18 protein-coding genes, 1 tRNA gene, 1 pseudogene and 1 CRISPR repeat array are annotated in these 22674 nt (G+C 67.1%); of the genes and pseudogenes, 14 read left to right on the top strand and 6 right to left on the bottom strand.

Features of this window, described 5'->3' with window-relative positions; all coding sequences use genetic code 11:
- Positions 1-32 precede the first annotated feature (32 nt).
- Positions 33-793: direct repeats of the CRISPR family, unit length 29 nt; unit sequence GCATTCCCCACGCCCGTGGGGATGAACCG.
- A gap of 2300 nt (positions 794-3093) precedes the next feature.
- Positions 3094-3870 (bottom strand): outer membrane protein, encoded by a 777-nt coding sequence (locus CH341_RS13915; RefSeq protein ID WP_170149626.1) that lies wholly within the window; start codon positions 3868-3870, stop codon positions 3094-3096.
- 687 nt (positions 3871-4557) lie between these two features.
- A complete protein-coding gene (locus CH341_RS34220; RefSeq protein WP_170149625.1) occupies positions 4558-4734 on the bottom strand; it encodes a hypothetical protein in 177 nt (58 codons plus the stop codon).
- A 391-nt stretch (positions 4735-5125) separates the two neighbouring features.
- Here CH341_RS34220 and CH341_RS13910 point away from each other — a divergent pair.
- The 13 genes and pseudogenes from CH341_RS13910 (at position 5126) to CH341_RS13850 (ending at position 17070) form a co-directional block, all read left to right on the top strand.
- Positions 5126-5199, top strand: a tRNA-Gly gene (locus CH341_RS13910).
- 207 nt (positions 5200-5406) lie between these two features.
- The gene (locus CH341_RS13905; protein ID WP_111419616.1) at positions 5407-6078 is read left to right on the top strand and encodes a response regulator; all 672 of its coding nucleotides are present in this window, start codon (positions 5407-5409) and stop codon (positions 6076-6078) included.
- A 103-nt stretch (positions 6079-6181) separates the two neighbouring features.
- A complete protein-coding gene (locus CH341_RS13900; protein WP_111419615.1) occupies positions 6182-8503 on the top strand; it encodes an ATP-binding protein in 2322 nt (773 codons plus the stop codon).
- 8 nt (positions 8504-8511) lie between these two features.
- Positions 8512-10836, top strand: coding sequence for an ATP-binding protein (locus CH341_RS13895; protein WP_111419614.1), 2325 nt, complete (start codon positions 8512-8514; stop codon positions 10834-10836).
- On the top strand, positions 10833-11294 hold the full coding sequence (locus CH341_RS13890; protein ID WP_111419613.1) for a response regulator: 462 nt from the start codon (positions 10833-10835) through the stop codon (positions 11292-11294). The genes CH341_RS13895 and CH341_RS13890 overlap by 4 nt, the downstream gene beginning before the upstream one ends.
- Entirely contained in the window at positions 11291-12415 is a 1125-nt protein-coding gene (locus CH341_RS13885; RefSeq protein ID WP_111419612.1) for a hybrid sensor histidine kinase/response regulator, read from the top strand. The genes CH341_RS13890 and CH341_RS13885 overlap by 4 nt, the downstream gene beginning before the upstream one ends.
- Positions 12416-12631: 216 nt before the next feature.
- The gene (locus tag CH341_RS35260; RefSeq protein ID WP_210208291.1) at positions 12632-13372 is read left to right on the top strand and encodes a helix-turn-helix transcriptional regulator; all 741 of its coding nucleotides are present in this window, start codon (positions 12632-12634) and stop codon (positions 13370-13372) included.
- 817 nt (positions 13373-14189) lie between these two features.
- Complete coding sequence (gene pufB / locus CH341_RS13875; RefSeq protein ID WP_111419611.1) at positions 14190-14330, top strand: light-harvesting antenna LH1, beta subunit; 141 nt, start codon at positions 14190-14192, stop codon at positions 14328-14330.
- Between the two features lie 13 nt (positions 14331-14343).
- Positions 14344-14523, top strand: coding sequence for a light-harvesting antenna LH1, alpha subunit (pufA, locus tag CH341_RS13870; RefSeq protein WP_111419610.1), 180 nt, complete (start codon positions 14344-14346; stop codon positions 14521-14523).
- A gap of 297 nt (positions 14524-14820) precedes the next feature.
- Positions 14821-15054, top strand: a complete 234-nt coding sequence (locus CH341_RS13865) for a hypothetical protein (protein ID WP_111419609.1) — start codon at positions 14821-14823, stop codon at positions 15052-15054.
- Positions 15055-15195, top strand: a pseudogene (gene pufB / locus CH341_RS13860) (light-harvesting antenna LH1, beta subunit); the annotation flags it as partial.
- A 23-nt stretch (positions 15196-15218) separates the two neighbouring features.
- Positions 15219-15398 (top strand): light-harvesting antenna LH1, alpha subunit, encoded by a 180-nt coding sequence (gene pufA, locus CH341_RS13855; RefSeq protein WP_111419607.1) that lies wholly within the window; start codon positions 15219-15221, stop codon positions 15396-15398.
- A gap of 886 nt (positions 15399-16284) precedes the next feature.
- Positions 16285-17070 (top strand): outer membrane protein, encoded by a 786-nt coding sequence (locus CH341_RS13850; protein WP_170149624.1) that lies wholly within the window; start codon positions 16285-16287, stop codon positions 17068-17070.
- 221 nt (positions 17071-17291) lie between these two features.
- On the opposite strand, the gene CH341_RS13845 is transcribed toward CH341_RS13850, so the two are convergent.
- From CH341_RS13845 to CH341_RS13830, 4 genes are read right to left on the bottom strand one after another with little or no spacing between them, the layout of a single operon-like run.
- A complete protein-coding gene (locus CH341_RS13845; RefSeq protein WP_170149623.1) occupies positions 17292-17915 on the bottom strand; it encodes a HupE/UreJ family protein in 624 nt (207 codons plus the stop codon).
- Positions 17912-18520 carry a HupE/UreJ family protein gene (locus CH341_RS13840; protein ID WP_111419605.1) on the bottom strand — a complete coding sequence of 203 codons (609 nt, stop codon included), beginning with the start codon at positions 18518-18520 and terminating at the stop codon, positions 17912-17914. The genes CH341_RS13845 and CH341_RS13840 overlap by 4 nt, the downstream gene beginning before the upstream one ends.
- A gap of 41 nt (positions 18521-18561) precedes the next feature.
- A complete protein-coding gene (locus CH341_RS13835; RefSeq protein WP_111419604.1) occupies positions 18562-19548 on the bottom strand; it encodes a HupE/UreJ family protein in 987 nt (328 codons plus the stop codon).
- A complete protein-coding gene (locus CH341_RS13830; RefSeq protein ID WP_210208290.1) occupies positions 19545-20258 on the bottom strand; it encodes a peptidyl-prolyl cis-trans isomerase in 714 nt (237 codons plus the stop codon). Before CH341_RS13830 ends, CH341_RS13835 begins: the two co-directional genes overlap by 4 nt.
- Positions 20259-20734: 476 nt before the next feature.
- Here CH341_RS13830 and CH341_RS13825 point away from each other — a divergent pair, with 476 nt between their 5' ends.
- On the top strand, positions 20735-22654 hold the full coding sequence (locus CH341_RS13825) for a PHP domain-containing protein (RefSeq protein ID WP_210208289.1): 1920 nt from the start codon (positions 20735-20737) through the stop codon (positions 22652-22654).
- The last annotated feature ends 20 nt before the right edge of the window (positions 22655-22674 follow it).

The raw sequence follows: 22674 nt of genomic DNA, 5'->3' as shown, positions 1-22674 counted from the left end.
TCGCCCGCATCTTGCGGGCGGCCCGGCAGGTCGCATTCCCCACGCCCGTGGGGATGAACCGGCGGATCACGCCGCCATCCAGGAGCTTGGCCAGCATTCCCCACGCCCGTGGGGATGAACCGGCAGAAGAGGATCAGCGCAAACGACCAGGGCGGCATTCCCCACGCCCGTGGGGATGAACCGATCAGGCACTACCGCGTGGTGCGGGGGCGCGGGCATTCCCCACGCCCGTGGGGATGAACCGATGCCGGCGGTGTCGATCAGCGGCGCCACCATGCATTCCCCACGCCCGTGGGGATGAACCGCTTCGATCGGACAACCCCCTCCGTCCCGAACTGCATTCCCCACGCCCGTGGGGATGAACCGCCCTTGTTGAACGCGGCGGCGCTGTAGCCCGAGCATTCCCCACGCCCGTGGGGATGAACCGGACTACGTCTCGTTCGCCGTGTCCGCCGGCCAGCATTCCCCACGCCCGTGGGGATGAACCGAACCGCGACGGGTCGCAGTCCACCGTGACGCGGCATTCCCCACGGCCGTGGGGATGAACCGTTCATGCGGGCCGGCGGCGGGGGTAACCACGGGCATTCCCCACGCCCGTGGGGATGAACCGGTGCTGGCCGGTCTGGTCCGGCGTCGCAACGCGCACTCCCCACGCCCGTGGGGATGAACCCTCCCCGGCGGCATCTCCGCCGGCACCGCCCCCGCATTCCCCACGCCCGTGGGGATGAACCGGTGAACGAGCTCGGTGAGATCGCCCTCGCCGGGCATTCCCCACGCCCGTGGGGATGAACCTCTTGAAGAAGCGCCCCGGCATCTCGCAGCCCTGCATTCCCCACGCCCCGTGGGGATGAACCGATCCTGCTCGCCCTGGCCGGCCATATCACGAAGCATTCCCCACGCCCCTGGGGATGAACCGCAGGCGACCGAGTGGCACCAGGTCGTGATCTTGCATTCCCCACGCCCGTGGGGATGAACCGCAGCCGGCCCGCTCGTGGGAAGGCCTGTCTGAGCATTCCCCACGCCCGTGGGGGTGAACCGGCCTACGGCAACGTTCGGCTGAACTACGGGGAGCATTCCCCACGCCCGTGGGATGAACCGGTCCGATCGTTCGGGGTCAACGTCCCGGCCGTGCATTCCCCACGCCCGTGGGGATGAACCGATCATTCGCCGGCTGCGCCGAAGGGCCTGGTTGCATTCCCCACGCCCGTGGGGATGAACCGATCAAGGAGATCAGCCGCCCGTTTTTCTCGGCGCATTCCCCACGCCCGTGGGGATGAACCGATCGGATAGAACGACGGCACCGGGACGGCTGCGCATTCCTGGGGATGAACCGGTCGGGCACGGCCCGCCCTTCACCTGGGAAGAGCATTCCCCACGCCCGTGGGGATGAACCGACGATCCGGCGCGGCATCATTCGCCCGCTCAAGCATTCCCCACGCCCGTGGGGATGAACCGGCGAACCTGATCAAGCCGCTCGACGAGCCCGAGCATTCCCCACGCCCGTGGGGATGAACCGATTGATTGGGACGAGCCGCTGCAGTGGGTGAGGCATTCCCCACGCCCGTGGGGATGAACCGGTGACCTTCAATCAGCCGGCGCCGATGGGCGGGCATTCCCCACGCCCGTGGGGATGAACCGGGCGTCAACCTGATCATCTGGTCGGGGCTGCGGCATTCCCCACGCGCGTGGGGATGAACCGTATCTGGTCGTGGTGTCGTCCTATCCGAATGTGCATTCCCCACGCGCGTGGGGATGAACCGGTCCGCGACGCACTGTCCGTCCACATGCCCGAGCATTCCCCACGCCCGTGGGGATGAACCGGGCCGCGAGTGGGGCCCCGTCGCGGTGACGATGCATTCCCCAGGCCCGTGCGGATGAATCGACCCGCACCGTCGTCGCCAGGGAGCTCGTCAAGCATTCCCCACGCCCGTGGGGATGAACCGCTCACGGCGGGAGCGCATCGCCTCGCCGCTGCGTATTCCCCACGCCCGTGGGGATGAGCCGACGCGACAGCAGGTGTGCCTGGAGCGCACCGGGCGTTCCCCACGCACGCGGGGATGAGCCGACGGTCGAACGCAAGCTCGCCGATCGGTCGTTGCGTTCCCCACGCAGGCGGGGATGAGCCGATCATGCGGACGACGGTCGCCCGGTCCCACGCCGCGTTCCGCACGCACGCGGGGATAAGCCGCCGACGAGGACACGCTAGCCGAACTGTGCCGTGCGTTCCCCACGCACGCAGGGATGAGCCCTCCATGCGGCCGACGGCGTCGCCGAGCTCCTGGCGTTCCCCACGCACGCGGGGATGAGCCGCGGCTCTACGGGTTCGCGGGCCGGCCCGGCGCGTTCCCCACTCACGGGGGGATGAGCCGCACCGGGCCATGATGGCGGCGCGACAGATCAGGCGTTCCTCACCCGGCCCGACGGCAGCGGCCGTGCTCTCGTGGAGGTGCCAACGCGGCGGGGCGCCGCGTGATCACTGGGCGTCGGTGACCCTTCAGCCGATCCGGGACACGCGCTATTCGATGTCCTAGAAAAGACACTCGTGTTGCACCCCTGTGCGTCGGGTGTGCCGGCGCGGGATTTCATGCTGAACCTTGGAACCAAGCTCTCGTCGGTGGAGCTCGTCCTTCGAGGAAAGTTTGAGGTTCTGAGTTGATCGAGTGCGTTCTACTCGGATTTGGTGTGCTTCTGCACGGAAAAGCGGCGATCTCACGCTCCGACCACCCCGGAATATTGCCCTGAACCGACTTTGTCCGAAATCTGCTGCCGGAGAGCTCACTAAAAGGCTTTTGAAGATCGTCCACGTCCTGTCGAAGATGGGTGCGGGAACGGCGGAAAATATTGATTGCGAATCAACGGGCCGAAATCTCCCGCACCCGATCTCAACGCATTGAACTTCCCCGGAAGCTCGACATCTACCTCCCCCACCATTCTACCTTTTCCATTATCGTGATGACCAGGATCGGGGGCGCCCGGGCCTTTTTCGCGCGGTCGTCACGGCGGCCGCGGTGTTTCTCTCTATGGGATACCCGGACAAAAAAAGCCCCGGCGAAAACGCCGGGGCAAAGTCGGAAGAAGGGGGTCTCGCTCGGATCAGAAACCGCCGAAGGCGGGGCCACCGATCGGGAAGCGATAGTTCGCGCCGACCCGGACGATGTGATCCGTGAAGGTCGACTCGAGGCCGGCGATCGGCGCGCCCAGGATGGCGATCGACGCTTCCTCCTTGCCGAGGTCGAGATACAGATACTCGAGCTTCATGCTCCAGTTCGACGACGCGGCCCATTCGATGCCGCCGCCGGCCGTCCAGCCGAAGCGTGTGTTCTTGAGATCGAGCGAGGCCGCCGGAATGCCGCCGAACACGATGTCGTAGTTGGACTTCACCTCGCCGTACGCCGCACCGCCGGTGGCGTAGATCATCACGCGGTTGTCGAAGCCGGTGTAGCCGAGGCGGCTCCGCGCCGTGCCGAACCAGCGCAGCTTGTGCTCGGCCGAGATGCCGATGCCGCCCGGGGCGGCGAGGCCGAGGCCGAGCGGATAGAAGCTGTCACCCTCCTGACCGGAGGCCTGGATGTCGTTCTCCATGCCGAACACCCACTGGCCGACCTGCCAGTTGAAGCCGCCCTGGACGCCGCCGACGACGCCGTTGACGTCCTGCGTCTCCTCGAGACCGATCGGGCCGAGGCCGACGCTGGTCTTCTGCCGGCCCCATGAATAGCCGACGTTGGCGCCGATATAGGCTCCGGTCCAGCTGAAGGGCGGCGCCATGACGGGCGGGGCCTTCACCGGCATCCGGGCCGGAAGATCCGCCGCCATGGCATTCGCCGTCAAAAGGGTCGCTGCCACCGCGACGCTCGTGAATAAAGCTTTCATGTCGTCCTCCCCGTTTTCAACAGGGCGGACCATACCAATCCCTCCCGCAAAAGATGTAGCGGGCGAGCAACACGCAGCAACACTGTGTATTAGTACATTCCGTGCAACTACTTAGTGCGGTGCATATAACGCCGAGCTAGTCCGGTTATGGTATTATAGAACCCGAAATGGGATCGCTCGGTCAAAGGCGCGTCCTGCGAGCGGGTGCGCCGAACGGCTGACCGTGGTTCCGGATCGCTTCGATGAGTGGCGGCAACCGCGACGGTCCGAAGACGGCGGGAGGCCGAAGCCGGGATTTGTGGAAACGGCCTCGCGTCGCCGGGCGGTGGCGAGGGCGGCACGGGGCACGGCCGCGCTCGTCCGACGCGCACCGCCATCCTCGGCGCGAGCATAGCCCGGCCCGACTGTTTCGAGAGTGGCGGACAGTCCCACGTTACTTCGGGTCGCCGAACCAGATCGTCGCCATGTCGGCCAGCGACACGCGATGGCGAGGCAGATCGCGATCGAGATGAAGGTGGTGGCCGCCTGGACGGTCGCCTCGTCGATGGATCAGCGCTCCTCTGAAGCGGGCCGAACGGGCCGGATCGTTGCTGGAGACCCGTTGCCACGCAATTTCGGGTCCACCGCTGCACGCAATTCGTCCGACAGTCGCCCGCACAGCCGCGGGCCTCTCGCTGCTGATCCGATTCAGGCGCGGTGCTTCGAGCGCGATCCGGTCTTGTCCTTCGGCTCGATCAGGCCGAACGCCTCCAGGGTCTCGAGGGCGCGCTCGGAGACGGCATTGGGGTGGCGCCGAAACGTGTCCAGAATCGCGAGAACCGCGGTCGGAGGCTCGGTGGTGGACGGGTGACGATTGGAGCTCATGGGGGTGTGTCTCTTGTCGACTGGTTTGTGAGCGGCCATGGGTTACCTGGAACCCGCCCGCGGTCAAGTCATGCCAAAGGAGTATTTTGCGTCGTCAAGAGATCACGTTCCGAGAAAAGCGTTTGCCGACAAGGACGCATGCAGTCGACGCATTCCCACTCTGCGAAGACTTGCGGCTGATCGTCAAATACCGGTTACCAACGCTGCCTTGCGGGCGACGAGGTTTCGCATGACGAAAACCAGATTCGTGCTTTATTTGCGCCGCACCACGTGGCACCGGCAAGGCCGGAGCGACCGCGCGAGGGTTGAAGTCGCGGCAGGCTTGTGCGAGAAGCCGCGAGCCCCTGCGGGGCCGCGGCTTTCACCGGGTCCAGCCCGGACCGAAACGCCGGCGGGTGTAGCTCAATGGTAGAGCAACAGCCTTCCAAGCTGATGACGAGGGTTCGATTCCCTTCACCCGCTCCATTCCTCCCGACCCAGCACTGAAGACGGTCCGGCCAGGAGACGACACGCGCTCGATTACGGTCGGCGGCGCGCGGCTCGGCCATGTCCGTCCGTGATCCGGTCCGTCGCGATCTCGGTCGCGCCGCCGGTGTCGGCCCGCGAGCCGTCCGGCGCGGCTTTGGACGGGGGGCGGGAGCGGAGGTATAAGTCTTCGGGGAGGGCCCGGCCATGGAGCCCAGCGTGACCGCGGCGACGCTCCGCATCGTGCTCGCCGACGACCACCCGGTCGTGCTCGCCGGGATCAAGGCGTTGCTCACCGCCGATCCGGGGCTCGAGGTGGTCGGCGAGGCTCGCAACGGGCGCGCCGCCCTCAAGATGGTCGTGCAGCTCGCGCCCGATATCGCCGTGCTCGACCTGTCGATGCCGGGCCTGAACGGGATCGACGTCGCCCGCCAGATCCACGAGGCGTGCCCGCGCTGCAAGGTGCTGGCGCTCACCGTTCACGAGGACGGCGCCTATCTGCGCCAGCTGCTCGAGGCGGGGGGCGTCGGTTACGTCCTCAAGCGGTCGGCCGGCGAGGAGCTGCTCCGCGCCATCGCGGTCGTCGCGGCCGGAGGCGTCTATCTGGATCCGGTGATCCGGGCCCGGGCCGGCGGTCAGGGCCCGCAGAAGCAGGCCGACCCCGCGGTGCCGGGCGAGCCCGATCTGAGCGAGCGGGAGATTCGGGTCCTGCGGCTCACCGCGGCCGGCTACAGCAACAAGACCATCGCCGACAAGCTGCAGATCGCCGTCAAGACGGTGGAGACCTACAAGGCGCGCGCGATGGGCAAGCTCGGCTTTCACACCCGTGTGGAGGTCGTCCGCTACGCGCTCGGCAAGAACTGGCTGGCCGAGGAGTGAGGAAGGCGGCGGGCGGCGCCGCGCCGTGCTTTTCCTGGACGCCGGTCCGGGGTCGGAATACTCATTGTGAAGTCATTGCGGCAGAACGGCATTCGAGGGATCGATGCACGACGGATCTGGTCGAGGCGAGCCCACGGTCCCGCCCGCCGTGGATCTGTCGAGCTGCGATCACGAGCCCATCCACGTTCCGGGCGCGATCCAGCCGCACGGACTGCTCTTCGCCCTGGCGGAGGGGGATCTCCACACCGTAAGCGTCAGCGCCAATCTGCCCGATCTGGTCGGGATCGGGCTCGACGCCGTGGTCGACCGGCCGATCGAGGCCACCTTCGACGAGGTGAGCCAGGGACGTCTGCGGGCCGTGCTGCGCCAGACGGAAGGCACGGCCGGAAACCCCATCGTCGTGCAGTTCCGCGCCGGCGGCGACCACGGTCTCGACGGCATCGTGCATCGCTACGGCGGCCTGGTGCTGCTGGAGCTGGAGCCGCGTGGCGAGGAGAGTGAGGGGGCGCACGCCTTCTTCCGGCGCACCAGCGGCGCGATCCGCCGCCTGCAGGCGGCCCGCACGCTCACCGATGCCTGCGCGGCGGCGGCCCGTGAGGTGCGCAACATCACCGGCTTCGACCGCGTGAAGATCTACCGGTTCGCCTCGGATTTCAGCGGCGAGGTGATCGCCGAGAGCCGCGACGAGGGGATCGAGTCCTTCATGGGGCTGCACTTTCCGCCGTCCGACATTCCGGCCCAGGCGCGGGCGCTCTACACGCACAATCCGATCCGGATGATCCCGGACATCGACTATCGCCCCGCTCCGATGGTCCCGGACCGTCATCCCGCCACCGGGCTGCCGATCGACCTGAGCTTCGCGGTGCTGCGCAGCGTCTCGCCCATCCATCTCGAATACATGCGTAACATGGGCATCCGCGGCACCATGTCGGTGTCCATTCTGCGCGGCGATCGGCTGTGGGGACTGATCGCGTGTCACAACCGGCTGCCGCGCCATGTCGGCCACGACGCGCGCCAGGCCTGCGAGATGGTCGCCCAGGTGCTCGCCTGGCAGATCGGCGTGATGGAAGAGGAGGCGGTCGCCCGCCACAGCCTCAAGGGAAAGGCGATCCAGCGGCGGTTGCTTGGCGACATCGAGCAGCTGCGTGATCATCGTGCCGGGCTGATCGGCAACAGCGAGGCCCTGCTCGACCTGATGGGCGCCTCCGGCCTGTGCCTCTACGGGCGGGACGCCGTCACCACCATCGGGCGGAGCCCGCCCGTGGCGGCGATCGAGCGGCTGGTCGACTGGGCGATTCGGGCCGACGGCGCCGAGCTGTTCCAGACCGACCGGCTGCAGACCCTGTTTCCCGAAGCCGCCGACTATGCCGACGTCGCGTCGGGCGTGCTCGCCGTGCCGCTGTCGCGCTCGCCACCGCGTCGGGTCATGCTGTGGTTCCGGCCCGAGGTCGCCCAGACGGTGCGGTGGGGCGGCAATCCGGAGAAGCCGGTCGAGCTCGGGCCGAACGGCGGCCGCCTGCAGCCGCGCAAGTCCTTCGCCGCCTGGACCGAGGAGTCGCGCGGGCGCGCCGTGCCGTGGCAGCCGCACGAGATCGTCGCGGCGGTCGAGTTGCGCGACCTCGTCATCGACGTGATCCTGCGCAAGGCGGAGGAGCTGGAGAGCGTGAACACTCAGCTCGCCCGCAGCAACGAGGAGCTCGAGTCCTTCGCCTATGTCGCGTCGCACGACCTCAAGGAGCCGCTGCGCCATATCGAGGCGTTCGCCGGCCTGCTCGGCGAGACGATCCGCGAGACCGGCGACGCGCGGCTCGGCGCCATGGTGGGCGGGATCGAGAGCTCGTCGCGGCGGCTGCGCAATCTCATCAACGATCTCGCCGAGTTCTCGCGGCTCGGCCGCCACGCCCAGCCGCTCGCTCCGGCCCCGCTCGACGACCTCGTGCAGGAGGTGATGGCCGACCTGCGTCAACGCATCGAGGAATCCCGGGCCACCGTCCGGTGCGACGCGCTCCCGACCGTGATGTGCGACCGCAACCAGATGCGCCAAGTGCTGCAGAACCTGTTGTCGAACGCGCTCAAGTACCGGCACGCCGCACGCGCCTGCGACATTCGTATCTACGCGCCGCGGCCCGTCGACAGGGAGCATCGCGACAGCGGGGGCGATCCGTTGGTGCGGATCTGCGTCGCCGACAACGGCATCGGCTTCGATCCGAAATACGCCGAGCAGGTGTTCGAGCCGTTCCAGCGCCTGCACGGCCCGGACGAGTACGAGGGGAGCGGCATCGGCCTGGCCATCTGCCGCAAGATCATCCAGCGCCACGGCGGGACCGTGGGAGTCGAGACGGCGCCCGACCAGGGCGCGACCTTCTGGTTCACGGTGCCGTTGCCCACCGGCAGCGATCGCACCGGCCCGGCTGGAGCGGAGTAGGTGCGGTCATGGGGGATCGAATCCAGTCGAACCAAGCTCTCGCCGCCGTCGTGGATTTGACGAGCTGCGATCGGGAGCCGATCCACGTCCCCGGGCAGATCCAGCCGCACGGTCTTCTGCTCGCACTCGTGGAGCCCGCGCTGACGCCCGTGGCGGTCAGCGCCAATGTCGAGGCGTTCGCCGGAGTCGCTCCCGGGGCGGTGATCGGCGCGCCGCTGTCGATGCTGATCGGCGAGGCGAGCGTCGCCCGCATCGCAGCCGTGCTGGCCGGCGACGATCTGGCCGCGGTGAACCCGATCGCGGTCTCGCTGCGTATGTCGGCCGGCGACCGTGAGTTCAACGGTATCCTCCACCGTCACGACGGGCTGACCTTCCTGGAGCTCGAGCCGCGCGGCGAGGACTCGCCGTCGAGTTCCTTCTTCCGCGAGATCCGCATGGCGATACGCCGGCTGCAGACGGCGACGGATCTGAAGGCGGCGTGCGGGATCGCGGCGCAGGAGGTGCGCCGGATCACCGGCTTCGACCGGGTGAAAATCTATCGCTTCGGCACCGATTGGAGCGGTCAGGTGATCGCCGAGGAGCGGAGCGACACGATTCCGTCGCTGTACGACTTTCATTTTCCGGCGTCCGATATTCCGGCGCAGTCGCGGGCGCTCTACACCGCCAATCCGGTGCGGATCATCCCGGATATCGGCTACCGTCCCTCGCCGCTGGTGCCGAACCGCAATCCGGTCACGGGCGGGCCGATCGACCTGAGCTTCGCGGTGCTGCGCAGCGTCTCGCCCGTCCATATCGAGTACATGGTCAACATGGCCGTGTACGGCGCCATGTCGGTGTCCATCGTGCGGGATGGGCGGCTGTGGGGCCTCGTCTCCTGCCACAACACGCTGCCGCGCTTCGTGCCCTTCGAGATCCGCCAGGCCTGCGAGCTGATCGCTCAGGTGCTGACCTGGCAGATCGGGGTGCTGGAGGAGGCCGAGATCATCCGGCACAGCGCGCGGGTGCGGGCCGTTCAGCAGCGGCTGCTGCACGGGCTGGGCGGCAAGAAGGACGTCCATGCCGGGCTGATCGGCAGCGGCGACGAGATGCTCGCGCTGATGAATGCGACCGGATTTGCGCTGTCGGGGTTCGAGGGCGTCACCACCTACGGCCAGACACTTTCGGAGCACGAGATCAGCGATCTGGTCGGCTGGCTCGCCTGCAGCGAGTCGCGCGACGTGTTCGAGACCGACTGCCTCGCCGACGTTCATCCCGCCTCGGCATCCGATCCCGAACGGGTGAGCGGCGTGGTGGCGGTGCCGCTCGGGCGGGCGTCGACCTTTTTCATGCTGTGGTTCCGGCCGGAGGTGGCCCAGACGGTGACCTGGGGCGGCGATCCCCACAAGCCGGTGCGCATCGGGCCGCTCGGCGGGCGGCTGCAGACGCGTGCCTCCTTCGATGCGTGGCGGGAGGTCGTGCGCGGCCGTTCGCGCCCGTGGCAGCCGCACGAGGTGGTGGCGGCCATCGAGATCCGCGATCTCGTCGTCGACGTGATCCTCAGCAAGGCCGAGGAGCTCGAGGGTGTGAACCGGCAGCTCGCCCGCAGCAACGACGAGCTCGAATCCTTCGCCTACGTCGCCTCGCACGACCTCAAGGAGCCGTTGCGCCATATCGAGGCGTTCGCGGGGTTGCTGAAGGAATCGCTCCCGGCGGATTCCGAGGACAGGCTCGGCGCCATGGTGGGCGGCATCGAGACCTCCTCGCGGCGACTTCGCGCACTCATCAACGACCTCGCGGAATATTCGCGGGTGGGCCGGCAGGCGCGGCCCCTGGCGCCCGTGCCGCTCGACGAGGTCCTGTCCGATGTGCTCGTCGATCTCAGGCCGGTGCTCGAGGAGACCGAAGCGACCGTGTCGGCCGTGGCGCTGCCCGTCGTCCTGTGCGACCGCAGCCAGATCCGCCAGGTGCTGCAGAACCTGATCTCCAACGCGCTCAAATACCGCCACCCCGGACGGCTGCCGGCCATCGCGGTGCGGGGCGCCGTCGAGGCGGGTGCGGCAGCCGAGATCGATAGAGGCTCGGGGCACGACCAGGCCCGGCGCGTTCGCATCACCGTCGAGGACAACGGCATCGGCTTCGACGAAAAATACTGCGAGCAGATCTTCGAGCCCTTCCAGCGGCTGCATGGCCCGGACGAGTACGAGGGGACCGGGATCGGGCTGGCGATCTGCCGCAAGATCGTCCAGCGCCACGGCGGGTCGATCTCGGCCAGCGGTCGGGCCGGAGAGGGTGCCGTGTTCACGTTCGCGCTGCCGATGCGGACCCTCGACGGTGCCGGAGAGGCTGTTCGATGAGCCGCGATGTCGCACCGCCGACCGTGCTGGTCGCCGAGGATCACAACCACGACAAGTTCATCCTCCAGGAGGTCTTTTCGCGCGCGGGGATCCGGGCGGACCTGCGGTTCGTCAGCGACGGCGAGCAGATGCTCGACTACCTCTACGGGCGAGGGCCCTTCGGGGTCCCGGGCGCCGCGCCGGTGCCGACCCTGGTGCTGCTCGACCTCAACATGCCGCGACTGGACGGGCGCAAGGTCATCCGCATCCTGCGGGCCGACGAGAGCCTTCGGCACCTGCCGGTGATCGCCCTGTCGACGTCGGAAAGTCCGAAGCACATCACCGAGGCCTATGCGATCGGCATCAACGCCTATCTGGTGAAACCCGCCAACATCCCCGACTACGTCGCCAAGGTCTCGTCGCTCTGGCAGTTCTGGATGTCGACCGCGTCGCTGCCGACCGTGGAAGTCCGCCCTTGACCGAGTCCGTTCGCGCCCTGCTCGTGGACGACGCCGAGATCGAGTTTCTGACGCTCGAGCGCATGCTGCGCCGGCTGCCGGGACCGAAGCGCGTCCTCGATTGGTCGCCGAACTACGCCGATGCGTCGGCGGTCATTCAACGCGACGCGCACGACCTGTATTTCGTCGACATCCGGCTCGGACCCGACAGCGGTCTCGGTTTGATCCGGGACGCGCGGCGGCGCGGGGTGCGCAAGCCGATGATCGTCCTCACCGGCTACGGCAGCCAAGAGGTCGACCGGGCCGCGACCGAGGCCGGCGCCAACGACTATCTGGTCAAGGGCGAGTTCGACGCCGTGCTGCTCGAGCGTACGATCCGATATGCCGAGCGCAACGCCCGCGACATCGTCGAGCTCGACCGGCGGCTGGCGCAGAGCGAGGCGGCGACGCGCGAGCTGAAGGTGCAGACCGTGCGCCGGGCAAACGCCGAGGCCGAGCTCTCGGAGGTCCTGCGGCGCACCGTCAACGAGCAGGAGGCCGAACGTCAGCGCATCGCCCGCGAGCTGCACGACAGCCTCGGCCAGTCGCTCGCGCTGCTGCAGCTCGGGCTCGATTCGATGGCGCGCGGCGTGTCCGGCGCGGCGGACCTCCGGGACGAGATCGCCTCGTTGAAGGGGCTGACGGTCCGGATCAGCGAGGAGGTGAACCGGCTCGCCTGGGAGATTCGCCCGACCGCGCTCGACGACCTCGGCCTGCAAGAGGCCATCCGCCAATTGCCGGCGGAATGGCGGTCTCGCTGCAGCCTCGACTTCGACCTGCATCTCGCGCTCGACCGGCGTTTGCCGGCCGGCTTGGACAGCGCGCTGTATCGGGTGCTCCAGGAGGCGATCACCAACATCGTCAGGCACGCCGGCGCCACGCGGGCCGGAATCATCCTGGAATGCACCGGCGAGGAGGTGCGGATGATCGTCGAGGACGACGGTCGTGGGTTTTCGGCCGAGGAGACCGGACCTGTCGGCCCTTCGTCGCGCCGTCTCGGCCTGCTCGGGATTCGCGAGCGTCTGTCGCTGGTCGGAGGGTCGCTGGAGATCGAATCGGCTCCGGGCCGTGGCACGACGCTGTTCGCCAGGGTCCCGCTCTGACCCGAGAGTTCCGGCACGACGCGATCGTCCGTGGCCGGCGCTCGGCGTTCCCGCGCGATCCGCAGGCGCCTTAGTCAACCGGGCCATGTTTCAATAGCCGCGCGGGTGTAGGTGGCATGGTCCCTACACCGGCTCCGCCGAAGCCGCCATCGTGCCCGGACACGAATGCACGATGCAGCGCCGACCGCGGCCCGGCAGCGTGCCGGGAGTCGTGGCATGGGCGGGGTCGGACGGATTCGAACAACTCCTGAGCAGCTCAGGATCGGCATCGCCATCGTGGCTCCGGACGGCACCATCGAGGACGCGAACACGGCCTGGAGCAGGCTGTGCGAGCGTGCCGATCCGGACGGTTCGGACGTCGAGACCAATTCCAACGTCTTCCAGGTCTGCACGACCGATCAGGCACGACATCTGCACGAGGTCGTCGACGGCCGATTGAAGCTGTTCACGTGCCTTCAGGCCTGTGGCCCGGCCCAGGCGCCGACCCTTCTGGTTGCGCTGCCGCGCGGCCGCGTGTGCCCGCATCAATTGCTTCTGCTCCAGGTGAGCATGGCCGGCCTGCTGCCGGTCGAGAGCGCCGTCGACATGGCCTCCGGCGCGAGTTTCCCCGACGAGTCGGTGTTCGGTATCGAGGTGATCCTGCAGGCCATCGAGCAGGCGATGCAAAGCGTGATCGCGACCAACGCGGTGCGTGTGAGTCCGTCCGCGGATCCCGCGACCGAGGCCGGTGCCGAACAGGACGCGATCGTTCAGCTCCTCGGACTTCTGACGCCGCGCCAGCGCGAGATCCTCAAATTGATCGGGGTCGGCAAGTCGAACACCGAGATCGCCGCGCTGCTCGGCATTTCGATGAACACCGCCAAGCTTCACGTCTCGGCGATTCTGCGCCGGCTCGATCTCGACAGCCGGCTGCAGGCCGTGGCGCTGGGCGCCAGGATCGCCAGCGATCGCTTCTGACCTGACAAATCCTACCGGTGCCACCGCCGGCGGCGCTGCGGCATGTCCGAGCCTGGGGTGAGCTTGGTGGCGTCCGCGCTGCGGCCGATGCGCCGCCAATCCGCAGAACGCCGATCCGCAGAACGCCGATCCGAACGATTTGGCCAGGGCAGGGGCGGGCGCCGCGGGCGCGGCATCACCGACCCGCGACGCTGCAGGGACCGGTCACGCGGACGATCCGTCATCCGCGTGACCGGTCCACCGGCAGCTTCACGAGATCTCCGATCGCCCCACTCGGCGTCACGCCGGCAATTCGGCGGCGCCGCCCGCGGCTTTCGGCAATCCCAGTCGGAGAGTACGAGATAGCTATTTGCATAGCCGAATTCATCATAGCCTGGAGGCTCATTCCGTCAAACCAAAAGACTACGTAATCCCGCGCGACGGCACCGTAGTCCGAAACAGACCAGGCGCTGGCTATGGTCTCCCGTGTCGGGCGGCCGAATTAAGAGTATCACGGGGGAATTATGAATGTAGTACCCGCGCGCTACGTAATGGGAAACGTTGACACAAGCCTGTGTAAGGCATCCAGTACATTTCGGAACTAGCCTGTACGTCGGAAAAGGGATTGGGGCTTCCTGCGACTGCGATCTCGATCTGGTCGCTCGGTGTTCTTTCAAAACACTGTGGTGCGAACACGTCCCGGACCTCCTTTGCGGTCCGACGGGCGGCACGTCGCAAGGCTCGCGCGTTCCCTGGGGCAGGTGGCGTTCCCTTTGATAACCGGCCGGCCGGGACGTCACGTCGTGAGACTCGCCGGCGATATTCATGGAGAGAGATTATGGCAGACAGGAGCTTGTCTGGACTGACGGAAGACGAGGCCCTCGAATTCCACGCCCAGTTCAAGACGACGTTCACGGCGTTCCTGGTGCTCGCGGCCTTCGCGCACATCCTGGTTTACATCTGGAAGCCTTGGTTCTGAGGAGAATTACGTCATGGCCAATCCGCAAGACGACTACAAGATCTGGCTGGTTCTCAATCCGTCGACCTGGCTGCCGGTGATCTGGATCGTCGCCCTTCTCGTGGCGATCGCGGTCCACGCCTTCGTGCTCAACAATCCGCGCTACAACTTCATCGACGCCAAGGCGGCGGCCGAGAAGATCGAGAAGAAGTGAAAGCGCGAGCGGCGGCACAATGCGCACCGCCGCCGACGCTCGATCCTGGAACGCCCGGCCTCGCGGCCGGGCGTTCCTTTTTGTCTCCGCGCCGGCCGCCGAATGCCGAGCCTTGCCTTGCCGCCGTAATACGGGATGTGGATGCCGTATACCCTGCGCGTTACGTATTGATCGGCGTTGACACTATTGGTCGTCAAGGTAGCATGACAGCTGAGACCAGCGGAAAAATATTTGTAAGCATTTCGGCGTCACGAGTCGTCGCGACGTTTTCGATCAAGTCCAAGGAAAGTATTTTCCATGGCTTTCGTGCATTTTGCCGACGCGCCGCGCAAGGTGAGTGCCCGGATCGGCCGCATGGCCGAGCCGGCACGTTCCGGTGTCTCCTCGGTGTGCATGACGACCTCGGACGCAAACGAATTCTCGCCCGGCTCCGCCGGGCGAGAGGAGGTCGTGGCATTCCGCCACGACGAACCCGTCGCGCGGATGTCGATGCAGGATATCCCGCGGCAAACCCTTGTGGAGGGTAATTAGATGGCTGATCCAAACAGGAGCCTGTCGGGTCTGACGGAGCAGGAAGCGGTCGAGTTCCACTCGCAGTTCAAGACCACCTTCAGCGCGTTCGTCGTCATCGCTGTCCTGGCCCACGTTCTCGTGTGGGCCTGGAAGCCCTGGTTCTGAGCTGAAGGAGAGTGAACATGTCCAATCCGCAAGACGACTACAAGATCTGGCTGGTCATCAATCCGTCGACCTGGCTGCCGGTGATCTGGATCGTCGCCCTGCTCGTGGCGATCGCGGTCCACGCCTTCGTGCTCAACAACCCGCGCTACAACTTCATCGATCAGAAGGCCGCGGCCGAGAAGATCGAGAAGAAGTAGCGTCTGCGACACGGGTCGGTTCGGCAGCCTGCCGGTCGGCTCGAGCGCGCTTCGTCGAGGAAGCTCTGCTTCATCGCATCACGCCTGCACAATCGTGCCGACCTGACGGGCACGCGATCGCAGGCTGGATCCCCCGATGAGGCAACAGCTGCCGGTGGACCGTTCACGTGGGTGGTGGGTTCTCTCCGACCCCGCCCGTCGTGCACGGTCCTTCGGCGTTTTCGGCCCTCGCTTGGCCCCCGGCGGTTACGTCCCGGAATTTGCTTCGCAGGGGCTGTTCGGCGGCGTTGGCTGGGTGGGGTTTGCTCCCCTGGCTAGGATGGCGGGGCTTGGACAGCTCCAGCCTCGCGCCGGCATGCCGCGTCTGCGGTGAGCCCGCCGGCAGCGGCCCGGCCGTCCGCACATCATTCGGTGAGGGCCTTCAGATGTGAGTCCGCCGGGAGACCGCGTCTCCCTGGGATCCGGAGCTGTTCACGCCGCAGTTGCCGGACCGGACGTCACTTGTTCAGCCGCGTCGTTTTGTCGGAGCGAGGTCAGGCAGCGGCAGGCAGCCGCCGCGCGCGGCGCCTCGCGTCAAGAAAGCTAAAAGGATGTCGGACGGGATCGGATAAGAGAAACAAACAAACCTATCGGCGTTGCGATACGAGCGATGTAATTCGTCGGAAGAATCAACCACAGATTGCCGGCTTGCGGCGAGCCTTGCGTCGGAACGTGCCGGAAACAGCCGGATTTCGAGGTATCGAGACCTGAGAATAGCGCTTTTGCTTATCAGTTCTATGACAGTGTTGTTTTGGTCGCTGTTGCCGATCGGAGACAGCTCATTCGGTTCGGTTAGGCTATGTACTCGTCGCAGGGTTTTTCCAATCCGTTCCTCGGGGGGTATCAAATGCACAGGCGCCTGCTGCTTACCAATGTCATCGCCGCGGTCCTGTCCGTCGGCGCCGCGCACGCCGCGGATCTTCCGGCCCGGATGCCGGTGAAGGCGCCGGTGGTGGCCGCGCCGGTCTTCAGCTGGACCGGCTTCTACATCGGCGCCCATGCCGGCTACGGCTGGGGCAAGAACGACTGGAGCAACTCGTACGATCCGATCTTTGGCAATCTCAGTGCCGTCGAGGCGAAGTACGATGTCAGTGGTGGGCTGGCCGGCGGTCAGATCGGCTTCAACTACCAGGTGAACCAATTCGTGTTCGGCGTCGAGGCGGACGCGTCCTGGGCGAACATCAAGGGTGACGGGAACGTCTCTTATCCGCAGTTCAATGGCGCGCTCGGCTGCGTTCAACAGTCCGACAACTGCACCAGCAAGATTGATGCGCTCGGCACCATCACGGGCCGCGTCGGTGTCGCCTACGATCGCGCTCTCTTCTATGCCAAGGGCGGCGCTGCTTGGGCACGGTCGAAGCACACCGCCGGCAGCCACGTCGATCCGGATCCGGCCTTCCAGTATTCGACCGAGATCGAGAACACGAGGTGGGGCTGGACTTTGGGCGCTGGCATCGAATACGCGTTCGCACCGAATTGGTCGGCGAAGATCGAGTACAATTACCTCGATCTCGGCAACGAAGAAGTGACTTTCGCGTTCAATCCCAACCTCTCTTCTACCTACGCCGCGACGCTCGATCAGAGCCTTCATATCGTGAAGGCCGGCATCAACTATCGGTTCTGGGGCAACTGAAGCTTCGGCTCGAGACCGCGGTGCGGGTTCGCCCGCGCCGCCCTATGATTCCTGATCAAACGGTCCGGCTTCCGAAGTCCCAAGCTCGTGAAGGCCGCGAAAGCCCCGGCTCCGCCGGGGCTTTCTGATTCGACGTCTTTCCAAAGTAGACGCTTAGCATTTTACGCAGGGGCATCGGGCTGCGGGTGCTCGAGCGATCGGGCGGTGCGCGAAGAGCGCGCTCAGCTCGCCGTGGGCGCGAAGAACTGCAAGCCCAGAACCATGATGCCGACCGCGGCGACCCAGCTTCCGCTGGCCCGCAAGGCGATCGGGCGCCAACCGCCGACCCCGCGCAGGAACGCCAGGGCGGCGCCGGTCGCGAGTGTCATCACGACGTAGCCGATCGCCGTAGCGCCGGCAAGGAACAGGAGGCGGTCGGTGCTGGCCGGGAGGCCCTGGCCATTCTGGAAGCCGTGCAGAAGACCCATCACGGCGGCCAGGCCGACCAGCACCGGCAGTGGTACGCGGGCGGCGGCTGCCAGCGCCAATCCGGTCGCGGCGACCAGCCCGATCCCGACCAGCGATTCGTACGGCGGGGCCGGCACGGCGAGCGCGGCGAGGCCGCCCGCGAGCAGCGCCAGCGGGAATGCGGCGATCACCCAGCGGGCTCGCCGCGCCCCCTGGAAGGCGGCGAGGGCGGCGAGCGCGATCCACGGCAGGATCTGCTGAAGCTCGGTGAGCGGGTGGAGGGCGCCACCGTAGAAATCGCCGAGCCGCGTATCCACTAGATGCGCGTGCGCCGCGGTCGGCAACGCGAGCACCGCCGCTACGGTAGCCCCGGCGAGCAGGCGGGCCTTCGTCCTCACGACAGCACCCCGACCGATGCGAGCAGGAAGTAGAGGCCGACACAGCCGATGGCCGCACCGCAGACGCGCACGAGCCGGGCGCCGGCCGGCCAGGCCACCAGCACGCCGATCAGGATTCCGGTGAGATGCAGCAGCCCGGTGGCGACCACGAAACCGACCGCGTAGGCGGTCGGATCGGCGGCACCGGGCAGCTCGCGGCCGTGGGCGTAGCCGTGGAAGATCGCGAAGACGCCGACCAGCACGGCGGCGGCCCACAAAGGCGGGCGGACATGCAGGGCGATCAGCAGGCCGAGCGCGAGACCCGAGAGGGCGACGACCGGCTCGACGAAGGGCAACGGCACGCCGGCGAGGCCGATCAGGCCGCCCACCGCCATCACCAGCGGGAAGGTGATCGGGAGCACCCAGATGGCGGGCGCGCCGAGCTGGGCGCCCCACAGGCCGACCGCCACCATGGCGACCAGATGGTCGGCGCCCGTGATCGGATGGAGAAGACCGCTCTGCAGGCCGATGGCGACCCCGGATCCGGTGTGCGCCAGGGCCGGCGCCAGCGGGATCGCGGCGAGCAGCGCGGCGAGCGGCAGACTCTTGGACGGAACGGGAGGCATATCGGGTCTCACTTCGTTGCTTCGCAAGCAGTGTCGCGGGATCATACCCGCGACAGGAACCAGAAGGCCGCGACGCTGCCGATCGCATAGGCGGGCAGGGCGACACCCCACCGCGGCAGCACGGCTCGCGCCTGCCGGTGGGCCCAGATCAGCGTCAGCACCACCATGACGAAGGCGAGCTGCCCGATCTCGACGCCGACATTGAAGAACAGGAGCGCGATCGGCAGCGTCGCCTGCGGGATGCCCAACGCGGTCAGCGCCGTCGCGAAGCCCAGCCCGTGCAGCAGGCCGAACGCGAAGGCGACGATCCACGGATAGCGCGCCGTCAGGCCCGCCTCGCCCCGCTGCAGCTTCACGATCTCGACGCCGACGAAGACGATCGAGAGTGCGATCGCCGCATTGAGCGGGCGCTCCGGCACACCCACCCAGCCGAAGGTCGCGGCGGCGAGCGAAATGCTGTGGCCGACCGTGAACGCCGTGATGGTGCGCACCAGCATCCAGCCGCTGCTGGTGAGCCAGATCAGCCCGAGCACGAACAGCAGGTGGTCGATGCCGCGGAGAATGTGGTCGATGCCGAGATTGACGTAGGTCTCGGCCAGATCGAGCCACACCGCGAGGTCGGTCCCGGGGGTGCGGGCCGCCATCACGATCGGCTTGGCGGCGCTCACGGTGTAGACTTGAGGCGCTGCGTCCCGCGGAAGAACCTTTATGGTCGCCACCGACTGCTTGCTGCCGAGCCCCATGAAGCTCAGGCGTCCAATGAGGCCCCGCTCGCCGCAGACGAGCTCGGGCGGCTCCCACCGGCAATGTGGTGGAAAGATCGGCTGCAGGGTCGGGTCGACCGGCGGCATCGTCCACTGGCCGAGATAGCGGCCGGGCGCGATCTCGCGCAGCGTGATCACGGCCATGGACGCCTCGTGGCTCGACGCCGACCAGGTCGGCAGCAGAACGCCGCAGAGCAGCAGGAGGCAGGTGAGCGCGGCGGCCCGGATCCGGTCCAGGCTCGAGGTCGACGTCGACGTTGTCATGGGGTGTCGCGCCGGATCACATAGGCCTTGCCGAGATCGCGGGTGGCGGTGATGGCGAGGACGCGGCGACGTTCGTCCTTCCAGGTCGCTGTGGCCTGCGAGCCGACTTCGTCGAGGGGAACCTTGCGGCCGGGCACGAAGCCATCGAGCCGAACGATGTGCCAGCCGACCGAGGATTGCAGCACCCGCCATTGCCCCTTGCCGAGGGTGCCGAGCGCATCCGTGAACGCCTTGCCGAAAGACGGCTCCAGGGTGTGGCGGGGACGCTGGGCGAAAACATGCGCCCGCATCCGGACGTCCTCGGGCTCGCTCCCGTCCTCGATCTGCTTCAGGACCTCGCGACTCTCCGCCTCTGCGTCCGGGCCGGTGAACGGCACCTCGATGAAGCTGACCAGGTCGGGAACGTCGTACTGGGCGCGGCGCTTCTCGTACCACGCCTCGAGCTCCGCCCGGCTCGGCTCGTCCACCTGCACGCCACCGAAGATCAGCAGCCGCATCTTGAGCGTGATGCGGTCGCGAATCATCTCGTCGCCCTTGTCGAGGCCTTGCGCCAAAGCCTCGCGAAACGTGATCTCGTCGAGAATCCACAGGTCGGTCAGTCGGGCCAGCTCGTCGGGGCCGGGCTCTCGCCCTTCGTGTCCGCGCTTGAACGTGTCGATGATCGACTGCCGCACCTCCGGCGTCACCTCGATGAGGCGCTCCTTGCTCACCGACGGCGTCACGGCGGCATGAACCGCGAAGATCGCCGCACCGATCAGCAGGAAATGAAGAAGCGGCTCGCGCAGAAGGCGCCGTGCCGCTGTCTTCCATCGCTCTTTCGGGGTTTCAGTCCGGGCCGCATCGCCCGTGTCGTCTGCCGATACCAAACGCGATTCCGACAAAGTCGATACCCCTCCGAGCGACGTGCACAGGCCCGAGACGGCGCCCCCGCGCCGGTCCCGCAACGGCTCACCTAAGGGGCGGTCCATGTCGTGTTCATGACAGTGCGGACCTGTCCACGGAGCGACCCGACCGCATGACATCCGATGGTGGCCTGAATAGTATTTCGCCTCTCGGGACGCGCAAGCTGGTTCCTCGGGGTTTCGCATATCTGTCACGGTAGTTTCACGGCCCGCTGAGAACGTGCCGGAAGAGCGCCAACGCTGGGCGGGGCTCTACCGGAATGACATCACACAGGGGTAGACGAATGAAGAGCGGGACGCTGTCGCGTCAGGTTTTTGCGGGTGCGTCGGTTCTCGCGGTCGCCGCGGGAGCGGTGGTCGTGCCGACGACGCCGTCCGTCGCCGACAGCTACATGGCGGGCGACTTTCACAATCACACGCCGTGCTCCGACGGTCGCTCGTCGGTCGAGACGCTGGTGACCAAGGCGGTCCAGAGCTACGGTCTCGAGTGGCTCGGCGCGGCCGATCACGGCGGCAGCAGCCCGCGCGACTGCCGCGTGGACGACCCGGAAGGCGATGGTTCCACCACCGGGCTCGGCAAGTTCTTCGACGAGGTGCAGGGCTCGATCCCGGCCGCGACGATCTACGGCAACACGGCGACCTCGCAGGGCCATCGCTCGATGTGGCGCTGGCAGAGCGTCGAGGAGATCGTCTATCCCGAGCTCGTCCGGCTCGCGCGGACGCTCAACAAGCCGATGCTCTATGCCGGTGTCGAGACCAACGTCCCGGGTCACGAGCACACCAGCATGGCGGTGATCGGTGCCCAGCGGCCGCAGAACTTCAACGGCGACACCGGCAATGCGAGCGCCGTCGCGGAGTTCGAGTACCGGTTCGACCGCAGCGACACGGACACCCAGCTCGGCGCGCCGAATCACAACTGGGCCGGCAAGGTCGCGACCGTCTCCGGCACCGGCTCGGGCACGACCAACCACAACGCCAAGGCGGTCCCCAGCGTCGCGTGGCTGCAGACCAACTTCCCGCTCGACAGCTACTACGTCCCGGCCCATGCCGAGCGCGCCGGCGTTTTCAACGCCAACGGCAACAACGGCTTCAACATCGAGCATTTCCGCGATTTCAACAATGCGGGCCCGACCGTCGCGGTGGGCTTCGAGACCCAGCCCGGCCACCAGGCGAGCAACAATCGGGGCGAGTACCGGGCCGGCTTCTGCGGCACCGGCTGCGATTCGGTCGGTGTGACGACCTTCGGCGGCACCGGCATCTACGGCGCCAAGATCGGCGGCGTTTGGGACGCGCTGCTCGGCGAAGGCCGCAACTGGTTCTTCTACGCCAGCTCCGACTGGCACAATCGCGGTGCCTTCAGCATCTACGAGGCCGGGTCGACCAACGACTTCTACCCGGGCGAGTTCCAGAAGCTGTACATCCCGCGCCCCGCCACCGGCACCACCCTGCGCCCGCAGGTCGTGGTCGACGGCGTCCGCTCCGGCAACTCGTACTCGGTGATGGGCGATCTGATCACCGGTGAGCTGACCTACACGGCCGAGGTCATCGGCCTGCCAGGCGCCGTCAAGGCCAAGATGGGGCAAACCCTGGTGGTGCCGCGAGGCCGCTCGGTGAAGCTCACCCTCGAGGTCACCCTGCCGACCGGCACCAACAACTCCCCCTACAGCTTCAACAACCCGTCGCTGGCTCAGCTCCAGATCCAGGAGCCGCTCAACCGGCCGACGCTGCGGCACATCGACTTCATCCGTGGCAACGTCACGGGCGTGGTCCCCACCAGCAGCTCCAGCTACACCAGCGGCACCAACGCGACGGCGGGGGTCCTCGCGTCCTTCGGCCCGACCACCTGGACCGTCAGCGGCCAGAAGCGGACCATGGTCGTCACCATCTCGAACGTCCAGTCGAACCAGTATGTCCGGGTGCGCGGCAGCAACCTGCCGCCCGGCACGCCGAACGAGACTGACAACTTCGGCAATCCGCTCAACGACTGGGATCCGGAGAACAGCGCGCAGGGCCCGTTCGTGCCCTGCACGGATGCGGCGTGCCCGTCGCACATGGCCGTCGTCAACGGCGCGAAGGTGGCGAGCTACGACGTCGCCGCGTGGTCGGATCTGTGGTTCTACACCAACCCGATCTTCATTCGCGTGTCCGACCAGCCGCAGCTTCTGGTCGAAACCAATGCCGCCAAGGCGGCCGCGCTGAAGTGAGTCCATCAGCGGCCGCCGCG

Origin of the sequence: Rhodoplanes roseus (assembly GCF_003258865.1) — a bacterium.
Classification (GTDB): domain Bacteria; phylum Pseudomonadota; class Alphaproteobacteria; order Rhizobiales; family Xanthobacteraceae; genus Rhodoplanes; species Rhodoplanes roseus.
The sequence above is the reverse complement of the archived record's forward strand: the minus strand, read 5'-3'. Positions and strand labels throughout refer to the sequence as shown.